Genomic DNA, 19,403 nt, shown 5'->3' with positions numbered 1-19,403 from the left:
AGGCAGCATGGAACGTTTGTTAATCGTTAATGCCGATGATTTTGGTCTGAGCAAAGGGCAGAATTACGGTATTCTCGATGCCTGCAAAAATGGACTCGTGACCTCGACGACCGCGCTGGTGAACGGCGCGGCTATTGACCACGCGGCGAGTCTAAGCCGCCGTACGCCGGAACTGGCCGTCGGTATGCACTTTGTGCTGACGCTGGGCGAGCCGCTGTCACCGATGCCGGGTCTGACCCGCGAAGGGAAACTCGGCAAGTGGATCTGGCAGGTGGCAGAGGAAGGCGCGCTGCCGATGGATGAAATTGCTCATGAGCTTGAGTGTCAGTACAACCGCTTTGTTGAGTTGTTTGACGCGGAGCCAACGCATTTTGATAGCCATCATCACGTGCATATGATCCCGCAAATTTTCCCGCTGGTGGCGGAATTTGCGAAATCAAAGGGCATTGCAATACGTATTGACCGCTCCATTGCGTATCCATTTGTTATTCCTGAAGGTCTGCGCAGCAGCGATGGTTTCAGCAGCGAGTTTTATGGCGAAGCTATTTCTGACGCGCTGTTCCTGCAAACCCTGGATAGCTCAGCGGCGCGCGGTGAACAGTCTGTTGAAGTGATGTGCCACCCGGCGTTTGTGGATAACACGATTATGGGCAGCGCATATTGCTACCCGCGCCTGGCGGAACTGGATGTATTGACCTCGGATTCGCTGAAGTATGCGATTGCGGAAAGAGGTTATCGTCTCGGTACTTACCGCGACGTGTAAGTGATTAACCCCCTCAACCCTTGCCCGGCAGCGATCCTGCCGGGCTTTTTTGTGTATGACGCGCACACGCTAATCCTGCTATCATAAGACTTTCCTGCTTTTGCCATTAATGATTGTGAATTTAACTGCTTATGAAACCGTTTCGCCAACAAAATCGGCAGATTATCAGCTATGTACCACGCAGCGAACCCGCTCCGCCAGACCATGCCGTTAAGGTAGAAGGTTTTCGCGATGTCTGGATGCTGCGCGGAAAGTATGTGGCATTTGTGCTGATGGGCAGCGCGTTTCAGCGCTCACAGGCGTTCAGTATTCCTGAGTCGGCCCAGCGTTGGGCTGTGCAGATGCGCCAGGATGGGGAAATCGACGCGTAAGGTTTTACGTTGTCCGGATGCAAAAAAAAACGCTGATGAAAATCAGCGTTTTTTTATATCTCGTTTTGTCCGGCTGACGTTTATCGCTCAGCCGGACGAATGATTAGCGATGCGCTAACTCGACATCGTCTTCGCTATTGAGGATCTCTTTGTCGGTCTGGCGCAGCCACTGGCTGGTCAGGGTACCGGCAGTCATGGAACCGCTGACGTTCAGCGCGGTACGGCCCATGTCGATAAGTGGCTCAACGGAAATCAACAGCGCAACCAGCGTGACCGGCAGCCCCATGGCTGGCAGCACGATCAGCGCGGCGAATGTTGCCCCGCCACCCACGCCTGCAACGCCTGCGGAGCTCACGGTAACCATACCCACGAGGGTGGCAATCCACAGCGGATCCAGCGGGTTAATCCCCACGGTAGGCGCAACCATCACTGCCAGCATGGCAGGGTACAGACCGGCACAACCGTTCTGACCAATGGTCGCACCAAACGATGCGGAGAAGCTGGCGATAGATTCCGGTACGCCCAGACGACGGGTCTGTGCTTCCACGTTTAGCGGGATAGACGCGGCGCTGGAGCGACTGGTGAAGGCAAAGGTCAGTACCGGCCATACTTTACGGAAGTATTTCAGCGGGCTGACGCCGTTGACGCCCAGCAGAATGCCGTGCACCACGAACATGATGATAAGACCCAGATAAGACGCGACCACAAAGCTGCCGAGCTTGATGATGTCCTGCACGTTAGAACCGGCAACCACTTTGGTCATCAGCGCCAGCACGCCGTAAGGGGTCAGCTGCATCACCAGACGCACCAGCTTCATCACCCAGCCTTGCAGCGTGTCGATAGCGGTCAGCACGCGTTGGCCTTTCGGCGCATCGTCTTTCAGCAGTTTCAGTGCGGCGACACCCAGGAAGGCGGCGAAGATAACCACGCTGATAATGGATGTCGGGTTAGCCCCGGTCAGGTCAGCAAACGGGTTTTTCGGCACAAAGGAGAGCAGAAGCTGCGGTACGCTCAGGTCAGCGACTTTACCGGCGTAGCTACTCTGAATGGCATTCAGACGCGCGGTTTCAGCCGTACCCTGTACCAGACCTTCGGCGGTCAGGCCAAACAGGTTGGTCACCAGCACACCGACCAGCGCGGCAATCAGCGTGGTGAACAGCAGCGTACCGATGGTCAGAATACTGATTTTACCCAGCTGGGAAGCGTTATGCAGACGGGCGACTGCGCTCAGAATTGAGGCAAATACCAGCGGCATGACGATCATTTGCAGCAGTTGAACATAGCCGTTGCCGACCACGTTAAACCACTGAATGGAATCTTTCAGTACTGGATTATCGGAACCGTAGATCAGTTGCAGTGCGAGTCCAAAGACCACGCCAACAACCAGACCGACCAGCACCTTTTTGGCCAGACTCCACTGTTTGTGGCGAGTCTGTGCCAATGCAAACAGCAATACGACGAACACGATAATGTTCGCGACTAGTGGAAAGTTCATCCCCGTTCTCCTGAAGAAGTATTGTCCACGCCGTCCGGCACCATTTCATGGTGCTGCGGCGTGTGTTTTTTTAGAACAAATCCGAGAGGAATTTGCCTGGATGTGAGAAGGGTAACAGAACTGGAATCACAACCTTATATCCAAATGGAATTGATTATGCCAAAAGTGTGATTTCTGTTGAATTATTGTTCAGCTCGTCGATGAATAAAGCGATTAAAGTCGGTCTGCAGCATGTTGATCATCGACGATGACCAGCGCACGGCGCTGTTCTCCGGCAGCGATTGCGGCATAAAAACAGCGTAGGCGAACAGCGCCATACACAGCACGCGCTCCAGCTGGTTCCCTTTACGCGGTGCAAGAATGGGAAAACGGAAACGCCAGCGGCAGGGCCAGAGCAGCGGTACGCCAGCGGGCGTGAGCATATCGGCAAGAATGTGGCTCAGATAGCCGAGCACCATACCCTGTACCGCATCGGCAGGCACAATCCAGCTATCGGGCACTTTCAAATAGAACAGCGTCAGGGCACCAAACACCGCGAGCAGGCTGTGGGTAAAGCCCCGGTGGCCAAACATGCGGGCAATGGGTTTGGACAGCCAGCTAAGCCGCTGCCCGAGCAGCGAACGCGGGTGGTCAATATCCGGCAGCAGACAGGTCAATATCGCCGATGGCACGATGTGCCACCAGTCACCTTGCGCCAGCACTGGCGTCAATTCGGCATTTTTAGCAAACACCGCGCAGGCGATGGAAAAGAGCAGATGACCTTCCGCCGTCATGATAAAACCCATTGTTCTGTAAATTCATACAGTATAGGGTTTTTATACAGTAGGCGGAAGAGGTTACAGTGTAACTCTTTGTCAAAAATTTAACGTGCGAGCCAGCCACCGTCAACGGCAATCGTATAGCCGCTGATATAGTCCGCAGCCGCGGAGGCAAGAAACACCACCGGGCCTTTGAGATCTTCTGGCGTGCCCCAGCGAGCGGCAGGGATACGGTCGAGAATCGCTTTGCTGCGGTCGGCGTCGTCGCGCAGTTGCTGGGTGTTATTCGTCGCCATATAGCCCGGGGCGATAGCGTTCACATTAATGCGATGCTGCGCCCATTCATTGGCCAGCAGGCGGGTGATACCTAATACGCCGCTTTTTGAGGCGGTGTAGGATGGCACACGAATGCCGCCCTGGAAAGAGAGCATTGAAGCAATATTAATAATTTTTCCGCCGCTGTCCTGGGCCAGAAATTGCCTGGCCACCGCCTGTGCCAGGAAAAAGACCGACTTGAGATTGAGGTTCATTACCTCATCCCAGTCCTTCTCGCTAAAGCTCAGCGCATCTTCGCGGCGAATGGTTCCGGCGTTGTTCACCAGAATATCAATCCGCCCAGCCGCCGCTACGGCTGCGGGGACGATATCCGCAATACTCTCAGGCTGGCTGAGATCGGCCTGAATGGCGTAAAAACGGCGTCCCAAAGCCTGCACTTTTTCCGCCGTTTCGTGCGGTAAGCTGCGGCTGACGCTGACGATATCGCACCCGGCTTCCGCCAGCCCTAGCGCCATGCCTTGACCCAGACCTTTATCGCACCCGGTGACGAGCGCCACTTTACCTTGCAGATTGAAAGCATTAAGAATCATGTCGACCCCTGTATACGGTTTTTATCGTTATGAGATGACCTACAGGGCAAAGCATAGTGGGGAGAAACGGAAAACTCAAACAAAAATAAAACAGCGTTTCATTTTTATGAGTTGGTTGGCATTTGCGGGCACAAACTGTGCCCGCATCACCATTACCCGAGAAGATTTTCGCGGGTGAGGGACTCAAGCGACGGTAGTTTTACGTCGGCGAGGCTAAAGCGCGGGTCAAGCTGACTCTCCGCCGCGGGAACGACGATAGAGCGCATGCGCGCTGCTTTGCTGGCAATCATGCCATTAACGGAATCTTCCAGCGCCACGCAGCAGGTTGGATCAACGCCCAGTTCAGCCGCACAGTTGAGGTAGACCAGCGGATGCGGCTTGCTGTAGTCCAGTTTATCGGCGGAGGCCAGCGCATCAAACTGATCGCGCAGCTCAAACATGGTGAGCACTTTTTCCAGCATATACAGCGGTGATGCTGAGGCCAGGCCAACCTTGAGACCTTGTGCTTTGCACAGTGCCACCGCTTCACGTACGCCGGGCAGCAGCGGTTTGGTTTCTTCAACCTGCGCAATCACGTAGTCAATAATGCGTTGAACGACGGTTGCCTGGTCCGGGCCGCTCCACGGCTGATGCGCAAACCACAGTTCCACCACCAGGTCGATGCGTAACCCGCGCGTATCGGGAAGTTCGTGGCGACGGGAAAAATCGACGCCCACCTCGCCCAGGACTTTATGTTCAGCACGATCCCACAACGGCTCGGAATCGATCAGTAATCCATCCATGTCGAAAATGGCGGCTTTTATTTGGCGCTCGGCGGACATAACTACCTCTCCTTTAGGATAACGAATACAGGGGAATGGTATATCATATCGCGCGTAAAGTCGGGCGAAAGTCGCCATCAGCAGATAGACTGAGGCTGAGTCCCGAATAAAGCGTCTAAACAAGGGGAACCCATGACGTATCAACAAGCTGGACGCATTGCCATTCTTAAGCGTATTGCCGGGTGGATTATCTTTATACCCGCGCTGATTTCGACACTGATTTCGGTGCTGAAATTCATGTATGAACACAGTGCAAAACAGCCTGGCATTGATGCCGTGATGATGGATTTTGTTCACGTAATGGTGGACATGATGCGTTTTAATACACCGTTCTTGAATGTGTTCTGGTACAACTCGCCGCAGCCAGACTTTCAAAATGGGCTAAATGTCCTGTTCTGGATTATCTTCGCGCTGATCTTTATCGCGCTGGCAATGCAGGATTCCGGTGCGCGAATGGCGCGTCAGGCGAAACACCTGCGTGAAGGGGTTGAAGATCAGCTGATTCTGGAGAAGGCGAAAGGGGCGGAAGGGCTGAGCCGCGAAGCGCTGGAAGCTCGCGTGGAAGTACCACGTCATACCATTTTTGTGCAGTTTTTCCCGCTCTATGTTCTGCCGATTATCGTGATTGTAATCGGCTACTTCGTATTAAAAGTGCTGGGCTTTCTCTAAAAGCAACAAGCCCGGCGAGGCCGGGCTTGAAATTATGCGGCTGGAATCGCGCGCGGTTTACCTTGAGGGTCGACCGCGACGTAGATAAACAGCGCTTCGGTCGCTTTGTAGCGCTGGCCGATAGGTTCTGATGAAACCTTCTTGACCCACACTTCAATATTGATGGTAACGGAAGAGTTGCCGCGCTTTACGCAGCGAGCGTAGCAGCACACCACATCCCCCACCGCGACGGGACGCAGAAACGTCATGCCGTCTACCCGAACGGTGACAACCCGCCCGTGCGCGACTTCTTTTGCCAGTATGGCGCCGCCAATATCCATTTGCGACATCAGCCAACCGCCGAAAATATCGCCGTTGGCATTGGTATCCGCGGGCATCGCTAATGTGCGTAATACCAGCTCACCCTGAGGAGCGTCATTTTGCTGTGTCATTCTTATTCTCTGTGCTTACTTATGGTCGTCTTGAGGCATATGGCGATAGATGTAAACCCCGCTCAGCACGGTGAATACCAGCGTCAGCGCCGTGAGGCCAAACACCTTAAAGTTTACCCAAATGTTTTGCGGTAGCCAGAAGGCGATGTAAATATTTGCCAGCCCACAGAGAATGAAAAAGATGGCCCAGGCGACGTTCAGTTTTCCCCAAACGGCTTCTGGCAACGTTATCTCTTTACCCAGCATGCGCTGGATCAATGGCTTTTTCATCACCCACTGGCTTACCAGCAGCGCACCGGCAAACAGAGCGTAAATCACGGTGACTTTCCACTTGATAAACTCATCGTTGTGGAAGAACAGGGTCAGGCCGCCAAACACCGCCACCAGAACAAAGGTAATCAACGCCATTTTTTCGACTTTGCGATAGCGTACCCAGCTGTAAATTAACACCACGGCGGTGGCGACGATCAGCGCCGAGGTTGCCGCATAGATGTCATAAATCTTGTAAAAGGCGAAGAAGACAACCAGTGGTAAAAAATCCAGAAACTGCTTCATACTTCGATTCCGTAGTTCAGGGCTGCCCGCGACGGGCAGCATCAGATTAGTTGCGAATAAGCATATAGACGCGGAACAAATAGACCAGCAACAGGGCGGAAACCAGGTTGCTCAGCGCATTCACTACCACCGCACCGATATATGGCGTCAACACGGCAAAGCTGGATGCGAACAGCAGCAGCAGCGTTTTTGCCAGCATCCAGCCAACCACCGCTGGGGCGATAATACGGATATTGGCCCAGCCCAGGCGTATGCTGCTGCGCATGGCAGCGAAGACGCCCAGTTTATCTTGCACCATCATCACCGGCGCGAAGGCCAGCACGATGGCGAGCAGAATACCCGGTACCACAATAAACATCACGCCCATCTGAATCAGGAAAGTACTGATAAAGATAAGCAGCAGCAGCTTTGGCAGAACCGGTGCGCTGGCGCCAATCGCCCGCAGCGCGCTGACCGGTTGCCCGGCGGAGATCAGTTGGATCATCAGCAGAATACCGCCTGCCAGAATAGCGTTGCCAATCAGTCCGGCAAACGTTGAGGCTGCGGAAGACTGCAGCAGGATCTGCTGTTGTTCCGGGGTCATGTTCTGTACCAGGTCGAACAGGCCGGTGCTCCCGGTCAGATGATCTCCAACCGTCAGCGTAGCAAGTTGCTCATCGCTGGGAGAAAAAGCATGGCCGAGCACCACCGTGATAAATGAACAGAGCAATGAAATCAGTAAGATGGTGACAAACTGATTACGAAAAAAATTACCCGTGTCACGGTATACAGACTGCGCCGTGATAGACATGCACTCTCCTTGAGTATGGCAGGTGTTAATTAGCCGGCAATTGTACCGCAAATCGCGCGGGCGTAGCACTCTTCGCACAAGTCCCTCTAAGTATATCTTTGTAAAGAAGAAGCCGTACTGACGACGTATTGAACATACAGCTCATCCCGCCCGTTACCTTTCTCCCTTTTTGATGATGATTAATTCGCCTGAATGACGGGAATAACATCGAATCTTTCACTAAATGCGAAAATTGATTTGGATATTAATCACGGGTGGTGAGTAAACGGCAAAAATTAATCTGGATCAATAAATGTTAAATCTCATGGCTTAGTGTGATCCGTGACGGATCAAAAGTAACTCGTTATAGGTATATTTGCCGCGCTAGAAAAACCATAATGAGGAAGTGGATATGAAAAAGTTAGCAGTGGTTGCGCTTGCGTTAAGCACCTTGTCGGGCAGCGTCTGGGCGCATGAGGCAGGGGAGTTCTTCATTCGTGCGGGTTCAGCGACGGTTCGTCCAACCGAAGGGTCTGATAACGTATTGGGTAGCCTCGGTAGCTTTAACGTCAGTAACAACACGCAGCTGGGTTTAACCTTTACCTACATGGCAACGGACAACATCGGTATTGAGCTGCTAGCCGCCAGCCCGTTCCGCCATAAAGTGGGCACTGGGCCAACCGGCAATATTGCGACCGTACACCAATTACCACCGACGCTGATGGCGCAATGGTACTTTGGCGATGCGCAGAGTAAATTCCGTCCCTACATTGGCGCGGGTATCAACTACACCACCTTCTTTGACAACGATTTTAATGATACGGGTAAAAAGGCTGGGCTTTCCGATCTGAGTCTCGACGACTCCTGGGGCGCTGCCGGGCAGGTTGGCCTCGACTATTTGATTAACCGCGATTGGTTGTTGAACGCATCGGTGTGGTACATGGATATCGACACCAACGTTAAATTTAAAGCCAATGGCGTCAACCAGAGCGTCAGTACTCGCCTCGACCCGTGGGTGTTTATGTTCTCGGCGGGCTATCGTTTCTGATTTTTTCTGCAACATCTTTGTGTAAAGCTGGTCGCTATATGACCAGCTTCTTCCACTCTTTCCCACGCGAGTTGTTATCGACGATTGTCGGCATAACCTTCGAAATCAGCCATTTCATCGTTCCCGCATAATCGATTCAAAGCTAAAGGTTTCTTTTTTCCTGGTTTTGTTAATACATTCATATGATTAATTAACTGATCCGATGTGTCGCTTTAATCGTTCTGAAGGATAAGCCTGTCGGTAGGCTTTCTATTAGGAGAACGAAGAGTGTCTTTATCCATTTTTACTAGCGCTTCATCAATGGCTTCAATGAATGCATTAAATCAATCTAATAACGTACTCTCTACGGCGATGGAGCGACTGGGTACGGGGAAGCGTATCAATTCGGCTGCTGATGATGCAGCTGGCCTACAGATAGCCTCGCGCCTTGAGGGACAAAGTCGGGGGATGTCGGTGGCGCAGCGTAATATCGCTGATGCTACGGCTTTATTGCAGGTTGGTGAGGGCGCTTTCGATGAGGCGACCAATATCTTGCATCGAATGAAAGATTTGGCGACTCAGTCGGCGAATGACACGAATAGCGTTAAAGACCGAGAGGCTATTAATGTTGAGCTTACGGAGCTGTTTTCTGGGTTAGGAAATCTGTTAGGCAATACATCGTTTGCGGGTGAAAAACTGCTTGGTGAACAGTTGTCAAACGGCAATATTGATTACTCAAACGCTAAACTTTATAAAGACATGAATATCCAGATTGGTGCCAGTGCCGATGAACATATGACAGTAGAGGTTGGGCTGTCACTGGATACGGCCATGATCGCCATCTATGAAGTTACGGCAAATCATACTGACGCAAATGGCGCATTTAATATTAGCGACGCCAGCGGCGCACAATCGCTCATCAATGAGTTGGATGAGGCATTAGAGGAATCGGGTCGGTTTCGTTCGGATTTGGGTGCAACAATTAATCGTCTGGGCCATACCGCCGCAAATCTTGCGAATATGAAGGACAATACCGACCTGGCATTAGGAAATATTCAGGATGCAGATTACGCTGCAGAGGCTTCTTCAATGTCGCGAAGCCAACTGCTGTCACAAACGAGTATGTCGATGCTGAAGCAGTCCAACAGCATGCAAGGCATGGTGATGTCGTTGCTTGGATGATGGATGCAATGAGTTTTAATAAAGAAAACTTATCTGTGTCACATCATCGTTAAACTGATTTAGCAAAACATGATTTTTGTAGAAACCCGCTCCGGCGGGTTTTTTCGGGTGCGTAATCTTTTTCGTCCTGAAGGCAGTTGTTGTCTGAGCCTTGTCTCCATGTCCGCTACTCGCTCACAGGGCGCTTAATGCTTTTGTCCGGCACTTTTCATTGCATCCTGCTTACCCGGGTTGCATTGCTGTTTTGTCCCGGGCAGATAAAATTTTCCTGATATATCCGGATTGCTTCCGCCGGGGCAACCCGCGCGGCCTGGGGCAGAGACCGTATCACTACCATCAGAACCGTTTCCGCCATCAGAAACAGTTCCTCCATCACCACCGTTACCGCCGTCGGCAGCATTTACTGCGAATGCGCATAAGATGAAAAAACAAACTGAAATATGTCTGATCATAAAATATCTTCCTTGTTAACCATAATACGTTCAATAAACGCCTTAAGTTGTCACCATCGCAGAGCGTGCAAAAGCGCAGGTCCTCTTTTTGCCCATTGCTAGCGGCGGGATTCGGTGGCGATCTTAACGGCAAGCCCGGTTAAGACGCCGCCCATTAGCCAGCGCTGCACCACGGCAAATGAGGGTTTACGCACCAGGAACAGGGCAATTGTCCCGGCGGAAATCGCCACCAGGGCATTAATCGATACGCTAATGACTATCTGCGTCATGCCGAGCATCAGCGATTGCGTCAATACGCTGCCGTGTGCGGGGTTAATAAACTGCGGCAGCAGCGACAGATAGACGATAGCAATTTTCGGATTCAGCAGGTTGGTCAAAAAGCCCATCAAGAACAGCTTGCGCGGGCTATGTTGCGGCAGCTCTTTTAGCTGGAACGGCGAGCGGCCACCGGGGCGCACCGACTGCCAGGCCATCCACAGCAGATACAGCACACCGGCAATTCTCAGCGTATCGTAGGCGTAAGGGACGGCCATCATCAGCGCCGTCAGGCCAAATGCCGCGCTCACCATATAGAAAATAAAACCCAGCGCCACGCCGCCCAATGACACTAATCCTGCGGTTCGCCCCTGAGAGATGGATCGCGAAATCAGGTAGATCATATTCGGGCCGGGGGTGAGGGCCATGCCGAGTGAAACCAATGCGAAGGCGAGAATATTGTGCAAATCAGACATACCGGGGCTCCATCGTGGCGACTGATTTTTATACTACGACTTCCACTGCTGCCGGGCGAGAGGTTTGTCAATGAACTGTTAATTATGGTGGCAAAGGCGATGATCCGGCCCGTTAACGCTCTTTCTCGTGGCGCAAAATTGACATGTCGGGCAGGGGCTACAGGCAAAAAAAAGCCCGCATAGAATGCGGGCAAAAATACTGGAAGCAATGTGAGCAATGTCGTACCGAGTACCTGAGTGATTTACTCAACTATTCGGTAATGAGAAAGATAATAGTTCTCATCTAAGATATCAACCCTATCTTTTGTGTGAAAGCGATTTTTTTTACTCGATAAGGAAAACGGTACGTTTTTGGCTGTCATCCAGCGGCCAGGCCGTTGCTACATCACACAGTTTTGCCGGGGTGGTGGCGATGGTAAAACCGCCGATGGCTGCGGCCTGCAGCATTTCGCCGGTCGCGCGTAAAAGCTCAGACATGGGGAGACTACCGATGCCGCTGCCCATCAGTTGCAATGGCGCTGAACGGAGCACGGCGCCGTTAAGTGAGATATCCGCACCGGCAAGCGATCCAACCTGCACATAGCGAATAGGCGACCGGCCTGGGCTGTGTTTTGCCAGTGTCGGCAACAGTAATTCAGCGCTGTGGCCCCATAGATAATCCACCACCACGTCAATCTGCTGGCTGGCCTGCTCTGCAAACTGGGCGCTGAGAGTGGCGTCATCATCAGTAAGGCACACGCAGACATCCGCACCCAAAGAGGCCAGCGCTGCGGGATTTCTCCCCGTCGCGATGATTTTTTTGGCACCAAGATGACGGGCAATTTGTACCGCCAGCTGTCCGGCAGTGCCGGTGGCGCCGTTAATCAACACCGTTTCACCGGCTTTAAAATCAGCCCGCTTTACCAGTGCCGCCCAGGCAGACATACCGGGGTTGGCCATAGCCGCGGCGGTTGCATCGTCTAACCCATCGGGCAGCGGGAAACAGTGATTTAACGCCACCGGGGCGTATTGCGCCATGCTGCCCCACGGTGCGGTAGGAAAGGCAAAATAGACTCTCTGGCCGTCGGGTAGGGTTCCGGCTCCGTCGATACCGATGCCGAACGGCAGGGTGCCATCAAAACTGTAGTGTTTACCGCTGGCGCGGCTTTTCACCACGTGGCTGATTGCGGCGGCGCGAACGCGTACCAGCGTCTGTTGTTCATTGGCCTGTGGGTCGGCAAAGTCTGCCCAAACCGGCCCTTGTGCGAGGTCAAAGACCACGGCTGCTTTCATATTAGTGTCTCCGCAAGCTATTTATGTGTAAAATGCACATATCAGATAACGGCACTATACACCGCTGGATAATATATGCAATATGCACATAATAAATATGACATCACCGAATTTCATGGCGCGCTGCTCGACATCATTGGCGTAATGAATCAACCGGTGCGCGACGAACAGCTGCTGCAGGCGGCGGGCGTCCAGTTAGATCAGCTGCTTTTTCCGCTGCTGGTGGCCATTGGCCGCTACGGGCCGATTGGTGTGGTCGAGCTTGCGGATAATTTGGGGCGCGATTACACCACCGTCAGCCGGCAGGTGAAAAAGCTCGAAGCACAATCGCTGGCGCATAAGCAGCCAAACGCGCAGGACAGACGTATCAGTGAAGTAACGTTGAGTGCTCAGGGAAGGGCGATTTTTGATGCGATCGCCGTGGCCAGACAAAAGCTGATGAATCAGGTGCTGGCGGCATGGTCGCCGGAAGAGGTTGAGGCCTTGTTTCGACTCACGCGTAAATACGCAGATAGCTTGCAGCAAAAATAGGCCGCCTGAGTTGCCCCAGGCGGCGAGGGCGTTATGCCGTTTTGGTGGCGGCTTTCATGCTTTTCACAAAGCTTGCAAGCTCATCGAGCATGGCCTGTGGGTTTTCCACATTGCGTTCGATAATCTTCACAATCGCCGAACCGGAAATCGCTCCGGCAGCACCGGCGTCGATGGTTGCCGTCACCTGATCGGGTGCGGAGATACCAAAGCCCTGAAGCGGAGGTGCGGCGTTGTACTCAGCCAGTTTTTCCACCAGATGGTGCAGCGGCAGCGCGGCGCGGGTTTCGGTACCGGTCACGCCTGCGCGTGACAGCAGGTAGGTGTAGCCCCGGCCGTGTGTGGCAATCTGGCGCAGCAGCTCTTCATCGGCATTCGGTGGGCAGATAAAGATTGGTGCGACGTTATGACGCATCGCCGCCTGACGGAATGGCGCCGACTCTTCTACCGGCACGTCGGCAACCAGCACGGAGTCCACACCAACGCGCGCGCATTCGGCGTAAAACTCGTCAATACCGCGGTTAAACACCAGGTTGGCGTACATCAGCAGGCCAATCGGAATGGTCGGATGCTTCTGACGGATAGCCGCCAGCATCTCAAAACACTGCGTTGGCGTAACACCCGCGGCAAAAGCGCGCAGAGTGGCGTTCTGGATAGTCGGGCCATCGGCCAGCGGGTCGGAGAACGGGATCCCCAGCTCCAGCGCATCGGCACCGGCTGCAATCAGGGTGTCGATAATCTTCAGCGACTGACCCGGATTTGGGTCGCCCAGCGTCACGAAGGGAACGAATGCGCCTTCCTTGCGGGCCTTCAGTGTGGCGAATAAGTTGTCGTAGCGTTCCATCAGATTTCCCCTCGCGCTTTCAGAATATCGTGTACCGTAAAGATGTCTTTGTCGCCGCGACCGGAAAGGTTAACAACCAGCAGCTGCTCTTTTTCCGGGTTCTCGCGGATCATTTTTAACGCGTGAGCCAGGGCGTGCGATGACTCCAGCGCCGGGATAATCCCTTCGTGGCGGCTCAATTCTTTAAACGCATCCAGCGCTTCGTTATCGGTAATCGACACGTATTCCGCGCGGCCAATGCTGTTCAGGTAGGCGTGCTGCGGCCCGACGGACGGGAAATCCAGCCCGGCAGAGATGGAGTAAGACTCTTCAATCTGCCCTTCATCGGTCTGCATCATCGGCGATTTCATGCCGAAGTAGATGCCCACGCGGCCATGTTTCAGCGGCGCACCGTGCTCGCCGGTTTCAATCCCGTGGCCGGCAGGTTCAACGCCAATCAGGCCAACGCTGGTGTCTTCAATAAAATCAGCGAACATACCGATGGCGTTCGAGCCGCCACCGACGCAGGCAATCACCGCATCCGGCAGACGACCTTCTTTTTCGCGGATCTGCACTTTGGTTTCTTCACCGATCATGCGCTGGAATTCACGCACGATGGTTGGGAATGGGTGCGGGCCTGCCGCGGTGCCGAGCATATAGTGCGCGGTTTCGTAGCTGCCAGACCAGTCGCGCAGCGCCTCGTTACAGGCATCTTTCAGCGTGGCGGAACCGCTGTGTACCGGAATCACTTCTGCGCCCATTAAACGCATACGGAAGACGTTTGGCGACTGGCGCTCCACGTCTTTGGCACCCATATAAATGCGGCATTTCAGGCCGAGCAGGGCGCTGGCCCGCGCCGAGGCGACACCGTGCTGACCGGCGCCGGTTTCGGCGATGATCTCTGTTTTACCCATCCGTTTTGCCAGTAACGCCTGACCCAATACCTGGTTGGTTTTGTGAGCGCCGCCGTGCAGCAGATCTTCACGCTTAAGGTACAGCGTGGTTTTGCTGCCCGCGGTCAGGTTACGGCATTTGGTTAATGCGGTTGGACGACCCGCGTAGTTTTTCAGCAGGTCGGTAAATTCGGCCTGGAACTCAGGATCCTTCTGCGCGCTGACGAAAGCTTCTTCCAGCTGGCGCAGGGCAGGCATCAGAATCTGCGGAACGTACATCCCGCCAAATTCGCCGAAATAGGGGTTCAGTAAAGTGCTCATTGTTGCTCCTTAATATGCGCGCAGCGTTTGAAATGCCGAGGCCAGTTTGCTGGCATCTTTAATGCCCGGTTGTAACTCTACGCCTGAATTGAAATCCAGTCCGGCGCAGCCGCTTTTGGCTGCTTCCACGCAGTTGTCTGCGCTTAATCCACCGGCCAGAATCACGTTGCTCAGATCCTGACCCTGTAACAGAGACCAATCAAAACGCTGACCGGAGCCGCCCTGACCGTTATCGAAGAGGTATTTGTCGACGTGGTTGAGATTGCGTGCCGGTAGGCTGTCCGCGACGCTCAACGCTTTCCAGATCTGTACGCTGGCCGGAAGCTCAGCGCGCAGGCTATCGATATAGCTCTGGTCTTCATCGCCATGCAGCTGCACAGCGGAAAGTTGCAGCGTAGTGGCGCGTTCAACCACCTCGGCAACCGGTGTGTTGCGGAAGACGCCAACATAGCTCAGCGGCGCGGCGCTAATCACTTCACGGGCCTGGTCAACGCTCACCACACGCGGGGAGGTTGGAACGAAAATCAGCCCGCCGTAAATGGCGCCTGCTTCAAATGCCGCTTTGGCATCCTGCGCACGAGTCAGTCCGCAGACTTTATTCTCGCCCAGTAGCACCCGACGCACGGCGGCGTTGAGATCGTCATGCTCCATCATTGCCGAGCCAATCAGGAAACCGTTGGCAAAGTGGCTCAGTTCGCGAACCTGAGCGTTGGTGTTAATACCGGACTCGCTAATCACCGTCACGTCGTGACCCAGGCGCGGCGCCAGCTGGCGAGTGCGGTTGAGATCAATCGAGAGATCGCGCAGGTCGCGGTTGTTGATACCGACCACTTTCGCTTTCAGGGTGATAGCACGTTCCAGCTCTTCTTCATTACTGACTTCGGTCAACACGCCCATGCTCAGGCTGTGCGCCACGGCGGCAAGCTGGCGATACTGGTCATCGTCAAGCACCGACAGCATCAGCAGGCAGGCATCGGCCTGGTGATAACGCGCCAGATAAATCTGGTACGGATCGATAATGAAGTCTTTGCACAGGATCGGCTGCGGCGCTATCTGGCTGACAATCGGCAGAAAATCAAAGCTGCCCTGGAAGTACTTTTCATCCGTCAGGACGGAGATTGCCGAGGCATAATGCTTATACACATTGGCAATACGCGCCGGGTCGAAATCGTCACGGATAACCCCTTTCGACGGGGAGGCTTTTTTACATTCCAGAATAAAAGCGGTACGTGTCCCGCGCAGCGCGTCATAGAAATGACGCTGGCTTGGCTGCACTTCATTCAAGAAGGTGGCTAACGGTTGTTGTTGTTTGCGGGCTTCTACCCAAATCGCTTTGTCGGCCACGATTTTTGCTAATACGGTCTGCATTTTTTATCCTCTTGCCGCTAATGCGGTGACGCGGTCGTAGGCTGCACCACTGTGCAGAACATCAAGCACCTGCTGAACGTTGGCTTTCAGGTCTTCGTGACCGTAAAGGCGCATCAGCATGGCGACGTTAACCGCTACGGCGGACTCATGCGCAGCCTCACCTTTACCTTGTAGTAAGCGGGTCAGAATGTCACGGTTTTCTTCCGGCGTGCCGCCAGCCAGCTCGGCCTGATGATAAGGCTTGAGGCCGAAGTCATCTGCGGTCAGCTGGTAGCTCTTAATTTCACCGTTGTGCAGTTCGGCGACCACCGTCGGCGCATGAAGAGAAACTTCATCCATACCGCCGCTGTGTACCACTGCCGCACGCTCGTAACCCAGTACGCGCAGGGTTTCCGCAATCGGCAGCACCAGTTCCGGACTGTAAACGCCAATCAGCGCCAGCGGCGGGTGCGCCGGGTTAATCAATGGCCCCAGCACGTTGAACAGGGTGCGGGTTTTCAACTGCTGGCGAACCGGCATCGCGTGGCGGAAACCGGTGTGATACTTCGGTGCAAACAGGAAGCACACGTTCAGCTCATCCAGCGCCTGTCGGGACTTGTCGGCGTTCATATCGAGGTTGATACCAAACGCCGCCAGCAGGTCAGAAGAGCCAGATTTACTGGAGACACTGCGGTTGCCGTGTTTGGCGACCTTCAGCCCACACGCCGCGGCGACAAAGGCGCTGGCGGTAGAAATATTGATGCTGTTACTGCCGTCGCCACCGGTACCGACGATATCGGCAAACGGATAGTCAGGACGCGGGAACGGTGCGGCGTTTTCCAGCAGCGCGGTGGCGGCACCGGCAATCTCGTTCGGGCTTTCGCCGCGAATTTTCATGCTCACCAGCGCAGCTGCCAGCTGTTCCGGCTTCACTTCGCCGCGAACCACGGCGGAGAACAGCTGGTGGCTCTCCTGCTGGCTCAGGGTTTGCGCCTGATACAGTTTTTCCAGAATTGGCTGCAGGGTGTTGCTCTGCTCCAGTTTCTGCAGCGCCCATGCCAGCGTTTGTTCCAGCAAACGTGCGCCCTGGGTGGTGAGGATGGATTCCGGATGGAACTGGAAGCCGCAGACGCGATCCGCATCGTGACGGACCGCCATCACCATGCCGTTAAAGTTAGCGTTGATGGTTAAGCCGGCCGGAATATTGCTGCCAACCAGCGAGTGATAGCGCGCCACCGGCAGCGGGTTGGTTAACCCGGCAAACATCGCCTGGCCGTCATGCTCAATGCTGGACGCTTTGCCGTGCAGGATCTCACCGGCCTGGCCAACATAACCGCCGTAGGCTTCGACAATCGCCTGATGACCGAGGCAGATGCCGATAATCGGCAGCTTGCCGCGCATACGGGTCAGCAGTTCAGGCATACAGCCCGCTTCAGACGGTGCGCCAGGACCAGGAGACAACATCAGTACCGGGTTATCCATGGTGCCCAGGCGGTCAATTAAGGTCTGTGCCGGTACATGGTTACGGTAAATCACCACGTTGTGCCCGTTAGCGCGCAGCTGATCTGCCAGGTTGTAAGTAAAGGAGTCGATATTATCGAGCAGCAGAATGTCAGCCATCAGAAAATCTCCTGTGCATGATGGGCAGTGGCGATGGCGCGCAGAACGGCACGAGCTTTATTACGGGTTTCATCGGCTTCAGATTGCGGTACGGAATCCAGCACCACGCCGGCACCGGCCTGTACGGTAGCAATGCCGTTTTCGACAAACGCGGAGCGAATGACGATGCAGGTGTCGAGGTCGCCGTGGGCGGTGAAATAGCCCACCGCGCCGCCGTAGCTGCCGCGACGCTTGCCTTCTGCTGCGGCGATAAGCTGCATGGCACGTACTTTTGGCGCGCCGCTCAGGGTGCCCATATTCATACAGGCGCGGTAAGCGTGCAGCACATCGAGGTCTTTACGCAGTTCGCCGACCACGCGGGAAACGAGGTGCATCACGAACGAGTAGCGATCCACTTTTGTCAGGTCTGCAACATAGCGGCTACCCGGCGTACAGATGCGTGCGAGGTCGTTACGCGCCAGATCGACCAGCATCAAATGTTCGGAAAGCTCTTTATGGTCGGTGCGCATTTCCAGCTCAATTCGGCTGTCGAGATCGCGGTCCAGCGTACCGTCAGCGCGACGGCCGCGTGGACGAGTACCGGCAATCGGGTAGATCTCAATCTGACGATTGGTGGCGTCGTACTTCAGCGAGCTTTCCGGCGACGCGCCAAACAGGGTGAAATCGTTATCCTGCATAAAGAACATGTACGGGCTTGGGTTGCTCTTTTTCAGCACATCGTAAGCCGCCAGCGGTGATGGGCACGGCAGGGAGAAGCGGCGCGAAGGGACCACCTGGAAAATTTCCCCGGCGCGAATCGCTTTTTGCATCTTGCGCACCACATCGCCGTACTCTTCATCGCTCTGGTTGCACTCGCAGCGCATCTCTTTAATTTCGCGTACCGGCAGCGCCATTGGCGGTTCATTTAACTGCTGACGAACGTCGGCAATGCGCTGCAGCAGACGATCTTTTTCCGCATCAGACGGCGTGAACAGGCTGGCCTGAATGCGGGTGTTTTTGGTCTGGTGGTCGATAACCAGTAAGGTTTCCGCCAGGTAGAAGCAGTAGTCCGGGCAGGCGGTGTCGCTTTCCAGCTGCGGTAAATCTTCGAAGCCGGCGACCAGGTCGTAGGCGAACAGCCCGCCGAAGAACATCGCTTCACGCTCGTCCTGCTGCACCACAACCAGCTCCTGCATTATGCGGAACGCGTCGAATACCGACAGGGAGCACAGACGGGCATCTTCATCGAGCAGATTGCTGACCGCCGGGAAGCGCAGAACGCGGCGGTTTGGCTGACGCTCATTTTCAACGCCGGAAGGCAGCGCGGCATCGAGCAGCGGCAGCAGGGAAGCCCCGTTATCTGACAGCGCCTGAATGGTGACGGTATCGCCCAGGGCGGTGATGCGCAGGGCGCTATCGACCAGCAGCAGGCTTTTTAAATCGTTCTTACTGTCGATATCCGCTGATTCAAGCAGCAGAGTAGCCGGGCGCGCGCCGCAAAGTTGATGGAACAACGCGGTTGGGTTTTCACGGTAAATCGCGTCGCTGGTCAGAAGCTCGAGCAGGGGTTTTTGTGTTTGCATCGTTGTTCTCGCCTGATTTCTTTATCTTTTTTGCTTAATAAAAAGCCCGCTCATTGGCGGGCTGGGTATCTGTTTGCTTAACGCAGACGTGATGACTCCGCCCTACTGGGAAGTACGCCACCAACCGCCGTGCAGAGCAATCAATTT

21 protein-coding genes and 1 other annotated feature are annotated in these 19,403 nt (G+C 54.4%); of the genes, 6 read left to right on the top strand and 15 right to left on the bottom strand.

The features are described from left to right. The first annotated feature begins 7 nt into the window (after window positions 1-7). Both chbG and cedA read left to right on the top strand, forming a co-directional pair. Window positions 8-763: a chitin disaccharide deacetylase gene (gene chbG, locus LZ634_RS13805; RefSeq protein WP_234506121.1), complete on the top strand. Its 756-nt coding sequence runs from the start codon at window positions 8-10 to the stop codon at window positions 761-763. Between the two features lie 131 nt (window positions 764-894). Next, window positions 895-1,134, top strand: a complete 240-nt coding sequence (cedA, locus tag LZ634_RS13800; RefSeq protein ID WP_234506118.1) for a cell division activator CedA — start codon at window positions 895-897, stop codon at window positions 1,132-1,134. 103 nt (window positions 1,135-1,237) lie between these two features. Here cedA and LZ634_RS13795 read toward each other — a convergent pair whose 3' ends face one another. The 4 genes from LZ634_RS13795 to hxpB all read right to left on the bottom strand — a co-directional run bounded on the left by LZ634_RS13795 (window position 1,238) and on the right by hxpB (window position 5,074). Beyond that, complete coding sequence (locus tag LZ634_RS13795; protein ID WP_234506115.1) at window positions 1,238-2,629, bottom strand: L-cystine transporter; 1,392 nt, start codon at window positions 2,627-2,629, stop codon at window positions 1,238-1,240. Window positions 2,630-2,811: 182 nt separating this feature from the next. Further along, window positions 2,812-3,402, bottom strand: a complete 591-nt coding sequence (locus tag LZ634_RS13790; protein ID WP_234506111.1) for a metal-dependent hydrolase — start codon at window positions 3,400-3,402, stop codon at window positions 2,812-2,814. Window positions 3,403-3,491: 89 nt separating this feature from the next. Next, complete coding sequence (gene kduD / locus LZ634_RS13785) at window positions 3,492-4,253, bottom strand: 2-dehydro-3-deoxy-D-gluconate 5-dehydrogenase KduD (protein WP_234506109.1); 762 nt, start codon at window positions 4,251-4,253, stop codon at window positions 3,492-3,494. Between the two features lie 152 nt (window positions 4,254-4,405). Continuing rightward, complete coding sequence (hxpB, locus tag LZ634_RS13780) at window positions 4,406-5,074, bottom strand: hexitol phosphatase HxpB (protein ID WP_234506105.1); 669 nt, start codon at window positions 5,072-5,074, stop codon at window positions 4,406-4,408. 132 nt (window positions 5,075-5,206) lie between these two features. Here hxpB and LZ634_RS13775 point away from each other — a divergent pair, with 132 nt between their 5' ends. After that, on the top strand, window positions 5,207-5,743 hold the full coding sequence (locus LZ634_RS13775; protein WP_234506102.1) for a YniB family protein: 537 nt from the start codon (window positions 5,207-5,209) through the stop codon (window positions 5,741-5,743). 32 nt (window positions 5,744-5,775) lie between these two features. Here the strand turns inward: LZ634_RS13775 and yciA are convergent, their stop codons facing one another. The 3 genes from yciA to LZ634_RS13760 are packed head-to-tail and all read right to left on the bottom strand — an operon-like array spanning window position 5,776 to window position 7,519. After that, window positions 5,776-6,174, bottom strand: a complete 399-nt coding sequence (yciA, locus tag LZ634_RS13770; RefSeq protein WP_234506100.1) for an acyl-CoA thioester hydrolase YciA — start codon at window positions 6,172-6,174, stop codon at window positions 5,776-5,778. Window positions 6,175-6,189: 15 nt separating this feature from the next. Beyond that, the gene (locus LZ634_RS13765; protein WP_234506097.1) at window positions 6,190-6,729 is read right to left on the bottom strand and encodes a septation protein A; all 540 of its coding nucleotides are present in this window, start codon (window positions 6,727-6,729) and stop codon (window positions 6,190-6,192) included. Between the two features lie 46 nt (window positions 6,730-6,775). Next, window positions 6,776-7,519, bottom strand: coding sequence for a YciC family protein (locus LZ634_RS13760; protein ID WP_234506094.1), 744 nt, complete (start codon window positions 7,517-7,519; stop codon window positions 6,776-6,778). Window positions 7,520-7,910: 391 nt separating this feature from the next. Here LZ634_RS13760 and ompW point away from each other — a divergent pair, with 391 nt between their 5' ends. Together ompW and LZ634_RS13750 are read left to right on the top strand one after the other, a co-directional pair. Next, window positions 7,911-8,546 (top strand): outer membrane protein OmpW, encoded by a 636-nt coding sequence (gene ompW, locus LZ634_RS13755; protein ID WP_234506091.1) that lies wholly within the window; start codon window positions 7,911-7,913, stop codon window positions 8,544-8,546. Window positions 8,547-8,813: 267 nt separating this feature from the next. Further along, window positions 8,814-9,707 (top strand): flagellin, encoded by an 894-nt coding sequence (locus tag LZ634_RS13750; RefSeq protein ID WP_234506088.1) that lies wholly within the window; start codon window positions 8,814-8,816, stop codon window positions 9,705-9,707. Window positions 9,708-9,892: 185 nt separating this feature from the next. On the opposite strand, the gene LZ634_RS13745 is transcribed toward LZ634_RS13750, so the two are convergent. The 3 genes from LZ634_RS13745 to LZ634_RS13735 all read right to left on the bottom strand — a co-directional run bounded on the left by LZ634_RS13745 (window position 9,893) and on the right by LZ634_RS13735 (window position 12,162). Beyond that, window positions 9,893-10,159: a hypothetical protein gene (locus LZ634_RS13745; RefSeq protein WP_234506085.1), complete on the bottom strand. Its 267-nt coding sequence runs from the start codon at window positions 10,157-10,159 to the stop codon at window positions 9,893-9,895. A gap of 98 nt (window positions 10,160-10,257) precedes the next feature. Then, window positions 10,258-10,890: a LysE family translocator gene (locus tag LZ634_RS13740; RefSeq protein ID WP_234506082.1), complete on the bottom strand. Its 633-nt coding sequence runs from the start codon at window positions 10,888-10,890 to the stop codon at window positions 10,258-10,260. A gap of 324 nt (window positions 10,891-11,214) precedes the next feature. Next, window positions 11,215-12,162: a quinone oxidoreductase family protein gene (locus tag LZ634_RS13735; RefSeq protein ID WP_234506079.1), complete on the bottom strand. Its 948-nt coding sequence runs from the start codon at window positions 12,160-12,162 to the stop codon at window positions 11,215-11,217. A 75-nt stretch (window positions 12,163-12,237) separates the two neighbouring features. On the opposite strand from LZ634_RS13735, the gene LZ634_RS13730 reads away from it, so the two are divergent. Then, window positions 12,238-12,693, top strand: coding sequence for a MarR family winged helix-turn-helix transcriptional regulator (locus LZ634_RS13730; protein WP_234506076.1), 456 nt, complete (start codon window positions 12,238-12,240; stop codon window positions 12,691-12,693). Window positions 12,694-12,724: 31 nt separating this feature from the next. On the opposite strand, the gene trpA is transcribed toward LZ634_RS13730, so the two are convergent. Genes trpA through LZ634_RS13705 form a run of 5 tightly spaced genes read right to left on the bottom strand, consistent with a single transcriptional unit; the run spans window position 12,725 to window position 19,256 of the window. After that, the gene (gene trpA / locus LZ634_RS13725) at window positions 12,725-13,534 is read right to left on the bottom strand and encodes a tryptophan synthase subunit alpha (RefSeq protein ID WP_234506072.1); all 810 of its coding nucleotides are present in this window, start codon (window positions 13,532-13,534) and stop codon (window positions 12,725-12,727) included. Then, window positions 13,534-14,727: a tryptophan synthase subunit beta gene (gene trpB / locus LZ634_RS13720; protein ID WP_234506069.1), complete on the bottom strand. Its 1,194-nt coding sequence runs from the start codon at window positions 14,725-14,727 to the stop codon at window positions 13,534-13,536. The genes trpA and trpB overlap by 1 nt, the downstream gene beginning before the upstream one ends. 9 nt (window positions 14,728-14,736) lie before the next feature. Further along, window positions 14,737-16,095, bottom strand: coding sequence for a bifunctional indole-3-glycerol-phosphate synthase TrpC/phosphoribosylanthranilate isomerase TrpF (trpCF, locus tag LZ634_RS13715; RefSeq protein WP_234506066.1), 1,359 nt, complete (start codon window positions 16,093-16,095; stop codon window positions 14,737-14,739). Between the two features lie 3 nt (window positions 16,096-16,098). Beyond that, complete coding sequence (gene trpD, locus LZ634_RS13710) at window positions 16,099-17,694, bottom strand: bifunctional anthranilate synthase glutamate amidotransferase component TrpG/anthranilate phosphoribosyltransferase TrpD (RefSeq protein WP_234506063.1); 1,596 nt, start codon at window positions 17,692-17,694, stop codon at window positions 16,099-16,101. Continuing rightward, window positions 17,694-19,256 carry an anthranilate synthase component 1 gene (locus LZ634_RS13705; RefSeq protein ID WP_234506060.1) on the bottom strand — a complete coding sequence of 521 codons (1,563 nt, stop codon included), beginning with the start codon at window positions 19,254-19,256 and terminating at the stop codon, window positions 17,694-17,696. Before LZ634_RS13705 ends, trpD begins: the two co-directional genes overlap by 1 nt. A gap of 36 nt (window positions 19,257-19,292) precedes the next feature. Next, window positions 19,293-19,385 (bottom strand) — a sequence feature (Trp leader region). Window positions 19,386-19,403: the final 18 nt, after the last annotated feature.

This window comes from Kluyvera intermedia (assembly GCF_021440345.1).
Lineage (GTDB): Bacteria > Pseudomonadota > Gammaproteobacteria > Enterobacterales > Enterobacteriaceae > Kluyvera > Kluyvera intermedia_A.
The sequence above is the reverse complement of the archived record's forward strand: the minus strand, read 5'-3'. Positions and strand labels throughout refer to the sequence as shown.

Coding starts and splice junctions, on each gene's coding strand:
- chbG (WP_234506121.1), top strand. CDS start 8: ATGGAACGTTTGTTAATCGTTAATGCCGATGATTTTGGTCTGAGCAAA.
- cedA (WP_234506118.1), top strand. CDS start 895: ATGAAACCGTTTCGCCAACAAAATCGGCAGATTATCAGCTATGTACCA.
- LZ634_RS13795 (WP_234506115.1), bottom strand. CDS start 2,629: ATGAACTTTCCACTAGTCGCGAACATTATCGTGTTCGTCGTATTGCTG.
- LZ634_RS13790 (WP_234506111.1), bottom strand. CDS start 3,402: ATGACGGCGGAAGGTCATCTGCTCTTTTCCATCGCCTGCGCGGTGTTT.
- kduD (WP_234506109.1), bottom strand. CDS start 4,253: ATGATTCTTAATGCTTTCAATCTGCAAGGTAAAGTGGCGCTCGTCACC.
- hxpB (WP_234506105.1), bottom strand. CDS start 5,074: ATGTCCGCCGAGCGCCAAATAAAAGCCGCCATTTTCGACATGGATGGA.
- LZ634_RS13775 (WP_234506102.1), top strand. CDS start 5,207: ATGACGTATCAACAAGCTGGACGCATTGCCATTCTTAAGCGTATTGCC.
- yciA (WP_234506100.1), bottom strand. CDS start 6,174: ATGACACAGCAAAATGACGCTCCTCAGGGTGAGCTGGTATTACGCACA.
- LZ634_RS13765 (WP_234506097.1), bottom strand. CDS start 6,729: ATGAAGCAGTTTCTGGATTTTTTACCACTGGTTGTCTTCTTCGCCTTT.
- LZ634_RS13760 (WP_234506094.1), bottom strand. CDS start 7,519: ATGTCTATCACGGCGCAGTCTGTATACCGTGACACGGGTAATTTTTTT.
- ompW (WP_234506091.1), top strand. CDS start 7,911: ATGAAAAAGTTAGCAGTGGTTGCGCTTGCGTTAAGCACCTTGTCGGGC.
- LZ634_RS13745 (WP_234506085.1), bottom strand. CDS start 10,159: ATGATCAGACATATTTCAGTTTGTTTTTTCATCTTATGCGCATTCGCA.
- LZ634_RS13740 (WP_234506082.1), bottom strand. CDS start 10,890: ATGTCTGATTTGCACAATATTCTCGCCTTCGCATTGGTTTCACTCGGC.
- LZ634_RS13735 (WP_234506079.1), bottom strand. CDS start 12,162: ATGAAAGCAGCCGTGGTCTTTGACCTCGCACAAGGGCCGGTTTGGGCA.
- LZ634_RS13730 (WP_234506076.1), top strand. CDS start 12,238: ATGCAATATGCACATAATAAATATGACATCACCGAATTTCATGGCGCG.
- trpA (WP_234506072.1), bottom strand. CDS start 13,534: ATGGAACGCTACGACAACTTATTCGCCACACTGAAGGCCCGCAAGGAA.
- trpB (WP_234506069.1), bottom strand. CDS start 14,727: ATGAGCACTTTACTGAACCCCTATTTCGGCGAATTTGGCGGGATGTAC.
- trpCF (WP_234506066.1), bottom strand. CDS start 16,095: ATGCAGACCGTATTAGCAAAAATCGTGGCCGACAAAGCGATTTGGGTA.
- trpD (WP_234506063.1), bottom strand. CDS start 17,694: ATGGCTGACATTCTGCTGCTCGATAATATCGACTCCTTTACTTACAAC.
- LZ634_RS13705 (WP_234506060.1), bottom strand. CDS start 19,256: ATGCAAACACAAAAACCCCTGCTCGAGCTTCTGACCAGCGACGCGATT.